Origin of the sequence: uncultured Marinobacter sp. (genome assembly GCF_963974375.1) — a bacterium.
Lineage (GTDB): Bacteria > Pseudomonadota > Gammaproteobacteria > Pseudomonadales > Oleiphilaceae > Marinobacter.
In genome coordinates this window covers 1-10,508 of record NZ_CAXBDN010000150.1, presented here as the reverse complement: position 1 = coordinate 10,508, position 10,508 = coordinate 1, and the positions used below count along the sequence as shown (strand labels likewise).

Below are 10,508 nucleotides of genomic sequence, written 5' to 3'. Positions count from 1 at the left end.
CCACGAAATGCGATGAATGTGGCGCGCCGATTCCAGAGGCCCGGCGCAAGGCGATTCCCGGAGTTCGGCTTTGTATTGACTGCCAGTCGGCCCATGAAAAGCGGAATACCCGGGCTAGCGGTATCAATCGGAGGGGCAGTAAGGATAGCCAGCTTCGATAGCCGCTGGGTTTGCATGCCGCACTGAATGTCCGCTTTGCGACCAGGGCATCCTCTGAACTCAGCTAAACAGAAGCGAACATTCGCATTGCGCTTTCTGCCCCGATTTTTTCTCCTGAAACGGTCAGATACTCCTTTCTTCAAGAGTTCAAAACTGAACTGTCATGTGCCGGGGCCAGTAGAGAATTTGTTACGCAAACCTCTTACCTGTAGCTTTGGTGGGCGTATAACGATAATGGCCAGGATTCGGTCAAATTGCTGTGGTTTAATTTGTAAGCCTATGCCTACCTTTACAGAGCTAACTTTTAGTTCGTTGATTTTTAATGGGTAATTTCCGGCCGCCTGGATTTAAATTGCAAAACCGTGCATAAATAACCCGCATCAAGTTGTTGATCGCGAAATTCAAACTAACCGACATAAGATTTCCGGATTTGATATTTTCGCAGGCTCTCGCGATCACAAAGCGCGTAACTGGGTCTATCAGCGTGGTGCTTTCAACCTTCGGCATGAACAGTCCCGGCATAACCATTTTGCCTTCATGATTGAACCAACGTAACAAAGCTTCTGAACCAATGTGCTGGCCGGTCTTTAAGCAGATCTTAGGTTGGTAGAACAGCTGAAACTCCTGCCTGGCCAAGCCATCGCGGACTCGTGCGATGAGTTGCACGCGCTCTGCCGTTTTCTGGTCAAACATCGGATCATAGCGACGGTAGGAAACATTATTTTCAATCGCTACGGACAAACCCGTTCTAGCGCGATTGACGACAATTTCCGCATTCGCATCAGTTCCTCCGATGAGGTAACTTCCTGCGACAATCTGCACGCGTAACGGAATATCGTCCATACTCGTTTCCTCTTCACCAATCTTTTGAGATATTTCGAAGACTGAGGCCACTTGATCCTGAGAGGTTGCGGAGAATAGAATTATCAATTCAGACTTGCTAAATCTGTAAATCCGATGAGGTGTTTTAATGTTCTGACTGACTCGCTCTGCGACGTCTTTAACTAACCGTTCAGATCTATCGGCGCCCATTGTCTGGAGGATTTCCCACAAATCCTGCATCCGCAATAAAAGTAAGGCAGAGGATGGAGGATCGCCTTTAGTCGCTCTTCTTAACAGTCGGCCAAGATCCCTCATCAAGGCAGCTTGAGTTCTGAGGCCCGTTTTATGATCAGTTTCCAGAGCGTATAAATGGCGTTGATTGGCTTGGCGAAGGCTTTGAAAAAGTCCGGCCGCAAAAGTGCCAATGAGCAGAAAGAAGGCTATTCGTGCCAACCAGTTTTCCGTTGATTGATATGTGCTGGTTGAGACGTCCTGAGGCATCATGGGGCCAAGTAAAAGTCCTCCCACTATTGCGCAAAGGGTGGCACCGGGTAATCCAAACCAAATGGCTGACAAGAGCACTGGCAACAGAATCACATACGGGTACGCATAGCCCGTGCCCCCGGTTACGTAAACTATAACGGTCCCCAAGGCTAAAAACACGCTAATTACTAGCAATCGACAAAGATTCCTGACCGACCTCGGCAGCGCATAAGGGTCCCAGAAATTTATAAACGTAGGAAGGTAACTACTGTTCACTCTATTCATTTGACAGCCCTGATAATTTGGCGTTCAAAATTGTAGGTTTTGGAATTACTTAGGCCGGCCTGGACCAGTGTTTCAAATTTGCCATCGCCCACTTTTTGGAATTGGTAGCAATTAGTAAGCAGCCTAGCTTGAAAATACCGGTCACCATGTAAAGAAATGTTAACCGGCAGCCTATTTTTTGGCAGGATACCTGTGACAAATTAAACCTCTAGCAGGCTCTTCCCTAGAAAGAAGATCGGCACGGGGAAAGGGCAACGATTGCGGTTAGTGCACTATGCGCAGAATCTACTCACTTCAACTGAATTCGCCGCACTCAATTTTCTCAATCACTTGTATCACCCATCGGCGCCCCTCATAGGTATCAAACAATTCTAGTGGGCGTAACCCGCCCAGCGCTGGCACGTTGGAACGAATCCAGCTCTCGGCCAATTGGCCAGACTCCCAAATCTGTTGAATTCGGATCCAAACACGAATGGTATCCAGAACGATCTCAGATTTTCCGCGGTCAAGTCGTATGGCCCTACAGTAGTTTTCGAGGCCAGTGGCATCCGTGTTTAGTGCCCGTGCGAATATCTGCTTACCACCTAGCTTCTCCAGCGCCCGCCTGAGAATCTGGCCGGAGATCTCCGCTCGAACGGTGGCTATGAAACTTGCCGGGTTGCGATAGATCTCAGGATCCAGGCCCAATTCGATTGTGAGCGTATCCAAGAATGGTTCCACGGTGATCCTTCTTTTCCTCTAGTTCCACAGAGTATTAGAGTGCCTGGGCTAGAGCCCGGTTAATCCTTCGGGGTATTCTAAGTGTGCTTTGGCCACACCTGCGGATCATTGCATGGGGTTGATCAGACTGGAAAGCAGTGATGAGTGCCGTCAGGCCTTTCAACGCCCTCCTTGAGCTTAGCGCCCATCGCCTCCACGTAGCGCTTCAGGGACGATAGTTTGATGTCATTTCCAGCATGCTCAAGATCGGCAATGGCAGACTCCCCGAGTGCTGAAGCGATTTCCATTTGAGTCTTTCCCAGCAGAGTTCGCAACTCAACCAGGTAAATGTTGAGGAGCGCGGCATCGGATTTGGCGTGCGCTGCGTGGACGACTTCTGTTTTTTCTTCTGACAGTATTTGTTCCAGTGATCGACCCATTCCAAACTCCGTTGATATTTACATGTTGCTAGATCTCTACCGCAATTCCGAACGAGCGGACCGGGTGGATGGTGTTGCGAGTACCTGCCTTGGCGCCCAGCTGACCAGAGCAAAGTCTGAACTTACCGGGATTTCATTTTTCTGTGGCGACTCGCTGCGTCTCGCAGTTTTGGAGAAAGAGGCTCAGGATTGTCCAAACGCGCCTGCATTTTGTCCGCAATTTCCTGTGATATATGTATGTGAAGCGCCTGCTCTTTAATCCTTGTGGCTTCTTTGGTCGCAGCGTAAACCAGAAACTGGCTCGGGCTGAGGCCTGATAACTCAGCTGCTCGATCAATGAGTTCTCGAGTTTCCGCGTCGACTTGTGCAACCAGTTGGGTACCGCCATTAACTGTAGTCGCCATGATTTTCACCGTTACTGAGTTTGCCGATGTTCAGCCCTTTAATCAAAACTCTGGGGCAGGTAGATCAGTTGCAAAATGGTAGAAAGCCGACCGACGGTCTTTCAAAAGCCTACTCATCTGTTGATTAGATGACCCGACCAAGAGGCTCAGCATGGTCCCCCGCCTTTTGTCGAGTTGAGTGCGCAGGGCATAGGTCAGAGAGTCAAATGCTGGTGAGTCCGCAAGACGATCGAAATTGTCCACTATCAGTATCGTCCGGCCCGATTTCTGGTGTTCCAGTTCCGACATGTAATCGTCCAGCAGGAGAAGATGCATGTTCTTTGCGGGTGTGGTTTCCAGGGCCCGGTCACTTTCTGGGGACACCGCCGCAGAGATTACCGGTTCGTGGAGTTTGTTGGACCTGTCTGTCACCTCAGGACCTTCATCAAGATCTCGAATTGAACGCTCCAGGGATTCCAGTAGGGCCAAATGCGGTGCGTCGGGGTTGTCCCCCAGTTTGGTGAAAACGACAATATAGCCGTGTTCTCTTAAAGTAGGGATCAAGCATTCGCTCAAAAATCTGAACCTGTCTGGCCCCGATGGTGCAATCATCGAAAAGCTGCTGGAAAGCCCCAGTCCGAAGAGTTGAAGGTATTGCTTTGCCACCCGTTGCCATTTGCAAAGCCGCTCAGACCTCTTTTGGTGTTCACTGGTCGTCATCGGTGTCGCCATTAAGAGGCATCTTCATTCACTCGCCTGCTGAAGAAAGCGGCGTCTTAAACAGGCTCCGGCTCTCGCGCTCGGGTGGGAGCATGTGCCTGATAGGCCTTCACACGACATCAAACTTAACCTCAGTATTCAAGCAAACCCCCCGTCCACCAGATGATTCAGGTAAGCCATTACATCATCGCTCTGGCCTCTTGCAACCAGTTCCTCCGGCGTCAGGTCACCCAGTGACGGAATGCTCGTTGACCGGTACCACACCCAGGAAGCCGCTTCCGACCCAGCCCAGGGCCGCGCACGACTGAGAACTTCTGCCGCTTCCCGCAAACGTGCTTGCACTTTAGGGGAGCGAACACGTTCTGATCTGGTTATCGCCTCAACTCCAAGCCCTACTGCAGAGGCCAGTTCCCGCTTGGTAATGCGGAACGCTTGAACCATGAGGTCTGCGGAGACCAGTCCAGTTTCGGCGTCGACATAGTGGATCGGACGAGGATTGGGCTGATCACAGGCTGCTCCATCGCATCCGTAACTCCAGAGCGTGTTGCCATCCTCTGCAATGTTCTTGAGCAGTTGTGGATTGGAGTAACTTTCCGGAGCGGACCACTCGCTGACCCAGACGGGATGTGCCTGAATGCGCGCCCCCGTCTCAAGTAGGACGTCATAGGCAAGGCCGGCGAGCTTTAGCCGGGTGTCGACGTAATCCCCAGGTTTCCCCCGGAGTATCACCGCAACATCCACATCGCTGTCTGGTGTGTGATCGCCCCGGGCCCGGCTACCAAACAGAATGAGTCTCTCGACGTCATAGTCATGGCGAGCTTTTTCAGTGAACAGCAGGACCGACTCACGAATATTTACCTGGCCTTCCATGACCCGTTGCTCCAGGCCGATCATCGGTGCATCCTCCCTGTCCCGGACATCCTGCGGTACCGGTGCATCCGCATCACATTGACCAACCAGGTGGTTGAGGTGGTATTGCCTTTTCCGTGTCATACAGTGTCTACCTGAGATGCTCGCGCCGACCCAAAAGCATCACCGCCGGAAACGGTGCCTGGTTACGGGGCCGGACCTTGCCGTCAGTCTGATACTGGCCATCCCATTCCTGGGCCCGCGGGTATCGGAAAACCTCCAGTGTCTGCAAACCCACGATCTCGTCACAGCCGGTTTCATAGCCCTCAACGAGAACGGGGGTCTCAGGGGGCAGGGCCTGCAGGTGTCGGATCAGTTCTTCCGCCGTCATCACAACCTCCGTATCTCAGATGTCCAGAACAATGGGCGGATTGGTCGGTTCGTAGCGCGCAGTGCAGGTGCTCGCGTTGATGAACCGACTGCCGCCAATGTGGTATTCGCCATAGCCCTCATGGATGTGCCCGAAAATATGGGCTCTCAGCTGGGTCATTTGGGCAACCCGGTGCTTGAGATCCACGCACCCCACGTTCTGGCACCGGAATCCCAGGTCCACCTCATCACCAATGTCCTTCGGCGGTCCGTGAGTGATCAGCACATTCGTGTCATCGGGAATCTGTTTCCACTGCTCGTGCAGGGGCTGCCCCCGCTCCAGCATGAACGCCCAATCCATGAACGTGGGCGTCCAGGGCGAGCCCCAGAAGCGAACTCCGTCAATCTCTACGCCACTGTCTTCTAGGTAGATAGCCTGAGTCAGCGCCTCCCGGGCCAGTTCCGGGGTTTCCTGAAAGGCCCAGTCATGGTTGCCTGCGATCACAATTTTGTGGTGATGAGGCAACGCGCCGAGCCACTCGTTCAGCTCTTCCACATTGGAAAGTGTGCCCGCCCCTAAACAGTCGCCCGCATGAATCAGCACATCCCCGTCCGGGATCTCCGGGATACGGCGGTGCAGGCTATGGGTATCGGAAATACAGACCAGCCTCATGAGCGCGCCTCAACAAAAGGTAGATTCGGATCGGGGTAAGTCAGCAGTTCAGGCGCCAGCGACCAATCCATAAACGGCAGCAGGCGCACCATGTTGCGCGCGTCGTCCACGCCCCGGTGGTGATGACCATTGAACGACAAATCATGATACGCCAGCGCATGGGCCAGACCATTTTTCCGTTTCTGACCGGTGGTCCGGCGCCAGATCCGTTTGAGGTTCAGGTGCGGGTAGGCCATGAAGGCGGGCAAGCACTTGTGCTTGGCACCGTCCGCCAGAATATGCAGCCGGTCGTAATTGCCCCAGCTGCACCAGATGAACGAGTCTGCAGGCGCCCCCAGCCATTGATCCAGCAGCGGGATAACGTCCGCAAAGGCGGGGGCCCCATCCACCATGGGCTGGGTGATGCTGGTCAAGGATGTGCAGAAATCACTGAGGGTCGGCGACTGGGTGGGTTTTACCAGAAACGACCGGCTGTCCAGAAGCTCTCCCTGTCGGGTGGCCAGGGCGCAGCCGAACTCGATGATCTCCATGGTCTGCTCACTCTGGGGCTCGCCGGTAGGCGAGCGTCGGCTCTCCCAGCAGGTGGCCTCCAGATCCACCACCAGGAGTGGGCTGTCACTGTTGGGATAGGGATCAGTCATTGGTCAGGCCCTCCCGAACCCAGTTCAGCAGGTCAGACGCAAGTATAAGTGAGGCGCGCCCGGACGCCTCGAAGGTATCGATCCAGATTTGGTTGGCGCGAGTCACGATGTCGTAGGTCCCGATGTGCCCGGACACCACAACCGAAACCCCGTTGATCGCGTTGTCCGGGCCTGTTGCCCGGCTCCAGGGCCAGGTGCAGTTAATGGCGAGTTGGTCGGAATACTCGGCACAGCTCACCTGCTGCCAGTCATCAAACGGAGTCTGAGCGTGAACAAGGCCGAGGGTGCCGTGCTCGCACTCCAGGGTCATGGTCAGCGGAAACTGGTTTGCACAGGCGGTGGTGAGGCGACGATACTGACTGAAGTCCAGATCATCCGCCCAGGCACCCCCAATGGCTCTGTGCTTGTCCCGGTAACTAGGGTGGGTGGATCCCTGCAGAAACATCAGCTCATGATTTCCGAGAATGCTGAAGACATAGTCCGTCTCCAGCGCCCAGAGGAGCATTTCCTGAGATTGCGGTCCGCGATCAATCAGATCCCCCAGCAGAAACAGACGATCGACTGACGGGTTGAATCCAGACTGCTCCAGCTCGGCACGGAATACCGCATAACGGCCGTGCAGATCTCCGCAGACCCAGTCCCGCCCTGAAGGATTGCGCCCGATGAACTGGTGGACGATCAGGTGGCGTCTCATGGTGTTCCGTCGTCGCTCGTGTTGCTGAAATTCACTTCGTGGAACTGGCCGAATTCGGCCAGTTCCGCCTCAGACGCTTCACTCAGCAACTGTGTGCCGGACCGGGCAATGGATCTCAGTTCATCCCCACTGAGTTGAAACCGCCCCTCAACGGCATGTTGCTGCTCATAGGCCACGACCATCGCCATCAATGCCTCGAAACTGGCGGGATCGATCAGATAACCCAGTGTGGCCTCGCCATCACGAACCGCCACAGGCGCCTTCTGCAAACAGCCCTCGGGATGACTGGCGAGGTTTTCCAGCGTCACAAAACCGTTCAGCCACGAGTCGGTGCCGTGCATCTCAATTTTCCTGTCTTTGTTCATTTGGCGCTTGGAGTTCCTAAAAACCTAAGTTATGCTCTGCTGAAATGCATGTCAAATAACATTATTAGGTTATTGATACAAATTGTATTAATAAAAGGCCCGTGCGGCCGCGGAGCCCTCCCTCGCATGACTGAAAAACTGACAGAAAACCAATTGCTTAAGGGTCTGAATGCCTACGGAGCTCATGCCGACGAATTTTTTTCACCGAGCGGTGAAATTTTCGCGTTTCGTACTTTTGATCTCAGAGACCGGTTCCCGAAACCCTTCCCTGATTTTCGATCGGCTCTGGAGGCGCTGCAGGGACCGGATGCCTACCTGCCGGAATCCAGCGGCTCGATCGTGGCTTATGCCCGGGATGGCCGGGAGTTTCCCATTCCGGACACCTTCTATATCCAGCGGCCACTCCAGTTCGAGGATCGCGCCGCCGCAGAGCAGTTTATTCGTGAGCGGCAAGCCGCCATCGCCCAGAACGAGCCACTGGCCCGGCTATCCGGAATGGCCTTCACCAATCCCGACGACCCGTTCGAAAAGCAACTCGCAGATGCGATGGCTGCCCGGCGTTGTGTGCTGGTGCCAGCCACCGACAATGATGAGGTCTGTGAGCAGGTTGCCCAATGGCTGCTGACGCAGTTGGAGCCTGCATGCTGAGAATCACCCGAATAGATGAAGAGCCGTTTCACTCCCTTGCCTACCGCACCAGCGGCCCGTCGGGTACGCCTTTGCGACAGCGACTGCCGTTCTATCGGGCCTATGCCACTGGTTTGCCCGATGCTATGAAGGCACTGGTGTTCGCCTCCGACCTGCAGGGGCGGGAGCAGGGCGGTGAGAACCGTCTGATGGGCGAGGCGGTGGCAGAGGCGCTGGCTGATCTGGTGCAAGGCTCGGTGATTCCGCAACCGGAAGCCGTCCTGCTTTGTGGTGATCTCTACGACTACCCCGACTGCCACAAGCGCGGAGGCACCGGGCCCGTGGATGAGGTGTTCCGTGCTTTCGCCCGTATGGCCTCCCAGGTGATCGGAGTGCTGGGCAATCACGATGAGTTGACGGACCCCAAGTCCTTGCCCCGTAACGTGCAGGTGCTCGACGGAAAGACCAAAACGGTCGGGAAACTGGTGGTGGGTGGTGTCAGTGGCATTGTTGGTGAACCCGGCCGCCATCAGCGGCGAACCGAGCACTCGTATCTGTCTGTGATGGAGCGTGTCACCTCCGGCCGTCCCGATCTGTTGCTGCTTCACCAGGAGCCGGATGATCCGGAGCGCAACCGCCGGGGTGATCCCGGCGTCGCCTTGTCGCTGGCCACGGGGTATCGGGGGCTGACGGTGTTTGGGCACTCCCACTGGGGCTGGCCCTGGCTGATCCCGATGGGGGATGGCCAGGCCCTGAATGTGGATGGTCGAGTGGTGATCCTGATGCGAGAAGACGAGCCGTGAAGGAGACACTGACTCTGGAACAGTGGCGCTCCTTTCACTGGGAGCCCATTGCAACGGTAACGGTTTATGAGCCGGAACGGGGGCTCTACAGCCCTATGCGGCTGGACTATATATCGAGTATCGAGCTGTTGGATTCCCGGTTTATGGGTGTCGTCGAAGAGGGCAGTGAGTGTGGCGACGGAGATGACGATAACGAAGACGAGGACTTTGATTGGTCCCTGGGCTTCGACGAGCAGGTCGGGATCCGATTCTCCGGTGGGCTGCTCAGTAGCCATCGGGACGAGCCTGTTGCCGCGCTGCTGCGGGACCTGATTCCCAGCGGTTGGGGTCGACAGCAAATGGCGGCCCGGTTGTTCTATCTAAAAAAGGATGGCCCAAGCAGAGATATCCTGCTGTTGCGTCAGGGCGCTCAGGCTCCCATTGGCAATCTGCGCATCCAACCCGTCAGGGACGACGATTTCTTCATACCACCGATCAGAGGCTTTTCCGTGGAGGAACTTACCTACGGCAAGGGGCTTCTGCGCCTTGAACAGGAGGAGTGCAAGGGTCTGCCACTCTGGGCCGGCCTTGGGGCCGGGGGAGAGAGCCCGAAACTGCTGATCAGTCGGTGCTCGGATGGTTTGTATTACTGGGAGGGCGCTCGCCCGGATTTCTCGGTCACCGATCACTGGCTGGTGAAGTTTCCCCGCGAACCCCTTAACCGCTCCCGCCAGGAAATCCTGCGGGTAGAGTTTCTCTATATGACGGCCCTGAAAAAGCTGGGGTTCGATGTCCCGGAAGTCCACTGGCTGGATGATTCACTCTGGGTGCGTCGCTTTGATCGGGGTCCGGAGGGGCAGCGTTATTCGGTTGAATCTCTTTATAGCGCCATGGGACGGATTGGCGACGGCGCTCGTCTCTACCACGACGCCGTGCTGGACGAACTGCTGCCGCTGGCCAGTGACCACGATGGCCTGCTGACGGAATACCTGATCCGGGACAAGATCAATCGCCTGCTGGGCAACTGCGACAACCATGGCCGCAACCTCTCTTTCCACCGAAGCCGGGAGGGTTTGTATCTGACGCCCATCTACGACCTGGCCCCCATGGTCATGGACGATGATGGCGTGTCCTGGGCCACCGTCTGGCCGGATGTCTGGCAAACCAGGGGCCGCCCGGACTGGCAGCGGATCGTACGGCATTACGCCCAGAACCCAGAGCGGGTTTTCGAGGGGTTGCGAAAGCAAGGTGCAGCCCTCAGACAGTTAGCGGATACTGAGGAATGGCAGGCCTTACCGGAGTCTGTTAAAAGACACCCTCGAATACTGTCGCCGTCCGCTCTTGCTGATTTGTGAACCCACGCTCAACGTCTATAAGCGTCTGGTCGCCAGCTATGGCCATACAGTTTTTGATGAACCCGGTGGACGATAAGTGAAATGAGAGACGACTCCAAGCACCTGACCAGGTCCGATCCTAAAGCAATCATCCGCACGTATCGCCGGATTGTCCAGGGCTGG

The 10,508-nt window shown here is 55.4% G+C and carries 15 protein-coding genes; 4 read left to right on the top strand and 11 right to left on the bottom strand.

All coding sequences use genetic code 11. The annotated features are described in order from the left end of the window. A partial coding sequence (locus AAC035_RS13130; RefSeq protein WP_339804895.1) for a TraR/DksA family transcriptional regulator occupies window positions 1-161 on the top strand: 161 nt, incomplete at its 5' end. Window positions 162-456: 295 nt separating this feature from the next. Here AAC035_RS13130 and AAC035_RS13125 read toward each other — a convergent pair. The 11 genes from AAC035_RS13125 to AAC035_RS13075 all read right to left on the bottom strand — a co-directional run bounded on the left by AAC035_RS13125 (window position 457) and on the right by AAC035_RS13075 (window position 7,558). Continuing rightward, on the bottom strand, window positions 457-1,434 hold the full coding sequence (locus AAC035_RS13125) for an EAL domain-containing protein (RefSeq protein WP_339804892.1): 978 nt from the start codon (window positions 1,432-1,434) through the stop codon (window positions 457-459). Between the two features lie 609 nt (window positions 1,435-2,043). Beyond that, window positions 2,044-2,469 (bottom strand): MbcA/ParS/Xre antitoxin family protein, encoded by a 426-nt coding sequence (locus AAC035_RS13120; protein WP_339804890.1) that lies wholly within the window; start codon window positions 2,467-2,469, stop codon window positions 2,044-2,046. A gap of 122 nt (window positions 2,470-2,591) precedes the next feature. Further along, complete coding sequence (locus AAC035_RS13115) at window positions 2,592-2,888, bottom strand: helix-turn-helix transcriptional regulator (protein WP_339804888.1); 297 nt, start codon at window positions 2,886-2,888, stop codon at window positions 2,592-2,594. A gap of 122 nt (window positions 2,889-3,010) precedes the next feature. Then, window positions 3,011-3,292: a DUF1778 domain-containing protein gene (locus tag AAC035_RS13110; protein WP_339804886.1), complete on the bottom strand. Its 282-nt coding sequence runs from the start codon at window positions 3,290-3,292 to the stop codon at window positions 3,011-3,013. A gap of 42 nt (window positions 3,293-3,334) precedes the next feature. Continuing rightward, window positions 3,335-3,991 carry a hypothetical protein gene (locus tag AAC035_RS13105; protein ID WP_339804885.1) on the bottom strand — a complete coding sequence of 219 codons (657 nt, stop codon included), beginning with the start codon at window positions 3,989-3,991 and terminating at the stop codon, window positions 3,335-3,337. A gap of 138 nt (window positions 3,992-4,129) precedes the next feature. Then, entirely contained in the window at window positions 4,130-4,984 is an 855-nt protein-coding gene (locus AAC035_RS13100) for a nucleotidyltransferase domain-containing protein (protein WP_339804883.1), read from the bottom strand. A gap of 7 nt (window positions 4,985-4,991) precedes the next feature. Further along, window positions 4,992-5,231, bottom strand: coding sequence for a hypothetical protein (locus tag AAC035_RS13095; protein ID WP_339804882.1), 240 nt, complete (start codon window positions 5,229-5,231; stop codon window positions 4,992-4,994). 15 nt (window positions 5,232-5,246) lie between these two features. Next, window positions 5,247-5,882, bottom strand: a complete 636-nt coding sequence (locus AAC035_RS13090) for a metallophosphatase domain-containing protein (RefSeq protein ID WP_339804881.1) — start codon at window positions 5,880-5,882, stop codon at window positions 5,247-5,249. After that, entirely contained in the window at window positions 5,879-6,523 is a 645-nt protein-coding gene (locus AAC035_RS13085) for a 3'-5' exonuclease (RefSeq protein ID WP_339804879.1), read from the bottom strand. The genes AAC035_RS13090 and AAC035_RS13085 overlap by 4 nt, the downstream gene beginning before the upstream one ends. Continuing rightward, window positions 6,516-7,217 carry a metallophosphoesterase gene (locus tag AAC035_RS13080; RefSeq protein WP_339804878.1) on the bottom strand — a complete coding sequence of 234 codons (702 nt, stop codon included), beginning with the start codon at window positions 7,215-7,217 and terminating at the stop codon, window positions 6,516-6,518. The genes AAC035_RS13085 and AAC035_RS13080 overlap by 8 nt, the downstream gene beginning before the upstream one ends. Beyond that, window positions 7,214-7,558 carry a hypothetical protein gene (locus AAC035_RS13075; RefSeq protein ID WP_339804877.1) on the bottom strand — a complete coding sequence of 115 codons (345 nt, stop codon included), beginning with the start codon at window positions 7,556-7,558 and terminating at the stop codon, window positions 7,214-7,216. Before AAC035_RS13075 ends, AAC035_RS13080 begins: the two co-directional genes overlap by 4 nt. Before the next feature lie 150 nt (window positions 7,559-7,708). On the opposite strand from AAC035_RS13075, the gene AAC035_RS13070 reads away from it, so the two are divergent. Genes AAC035_RS13070 through AAC035_RS13060 form a run of 3 tightly spaced genes read left to right on the top strand, consistent with a single transcriptional unit; the run spans window position 7,709 to window position 10,346 of the window. Beyond that, entirely contained in the window at window positions 7,709-8,230 is a 522-nt protein-coding gene (locus AAC035_RS13070; protein ID WP_339804875.1) for a hypothetical protein, read from the top strand. Further along, window positions 8,224-9,012: a metallophosphoesterase gene (locus AAC035_RS13065; protein ID WP_339804873.1), complete on the top strand. Its 789-nt coding sequence runs from the start codon at window positions 8,224-8,226 to the stop codon at window positions 9,010-9,012. The genes AAC035_RS13070 and AAC035_RS13065 overlap by 7 nt, the downstream gene beginning before the upstream one ends. Next, a complete protein-coding gene (locus AAC035_RS13060; RefSeq protein ID WP_339804871.1) occupies window positions 9,009-10,346 on the top strand; it encodes a HipA domain-containing protein in 1,338 nt (445 codons plus the stop codon). The genes AAC035_RS13065 and AAC035_RS13060 overlap by 4 nt, the downstream gene beginning before the upstream one ends. Window positions 10,347-10,508: the final 162 nt, after the last annotated feature.

What these genes read in the sequence shown, in the direction of transcription:
- AAC035_RS13115 (WP_339804888.1), bottom strand. Translation starts at nt 2,888, where the DNA reads ATGGGTCGATCACTGGAACAAATACTGTCAGAAGAAAAAACAGAAGTC.
- AAC035_RS13080 (WP_339804878.1), bottom strand. Translation starts at nt 7,217, where the DNA reads ATGAGACGCCACCTGATCGTCCACCAGTTCATCGGGCGCAATCCTTCA.
- AAC035_RS13105 (WP_339804885.1), bottom strand. Translation starts at nt 3,991, where the DNA reads ATGACGACCAGTGAACACCAAAAGAGGTCTGAGCGGCTTTGCAAATGG.
- AAC035_RS13085 (WP_339804879.1), bottom strand. Translation starts at nt 6,523, where the DNA reads ATGACTGATCCCTATCCCAACAGTGACAGCCCACTCCTGGTGGTGGAT.
- AAC035_RS13070 (WP_339804875.1), top strand. Translation starts at nt 7,709, where the DNA reads ATGACTGAAAAACTGACAGAAAACCAATTGCTTAAGGGTCTGAATGCC.
- AAC035_RS13100 (WP_339804883.1), bottom strand. Translation starts at nt 4,984, where the DNA reads ATGACACGGAAAAGGCAATACCACCTCAACCACCTGGTTGGTCAATGT.
- AAC035_RS13095 (WP_339804882.1), bottom strand. Translation starts at nt 5,231, where the DNA reads ATGACGGCGGAAGAACTGATCCGACACCTGCAGGCCCTGCCCCCTGAG.
- AAC035_RS13065 (WP_339804873.1), top strand. Translation starts at nt 8,224, where the DNA reads ATGCTGAGAATCACCCGAATAGATGAAGAGCCGTTTCACTCCCTTGCC.
- AAC035_RS13110 (WP_339804886.1), bottom strand. Translation starts at nt 3,292, where the DNA reads ATGGCGACTACAGTTAATGGCGGTACCCAACTGGTTGCACAAGTCGAC.
- AAC035_RS13075 (WP_339804877.1), bottom strand. Translation starts at nt 7,558, where the DNA reads ATGCACGGCACCGACTCGTGGCTGAACGGTTTTGTGACGCTGGAAAAC.
- AAC035_RS13090 (WP_339804881.1), bottom strand. Translation starts at nt 5,882, where the DNA reads ATGAGGCTGGTCTGTATTTCCGATACCCATAGCCTGCACCGCCGTATC.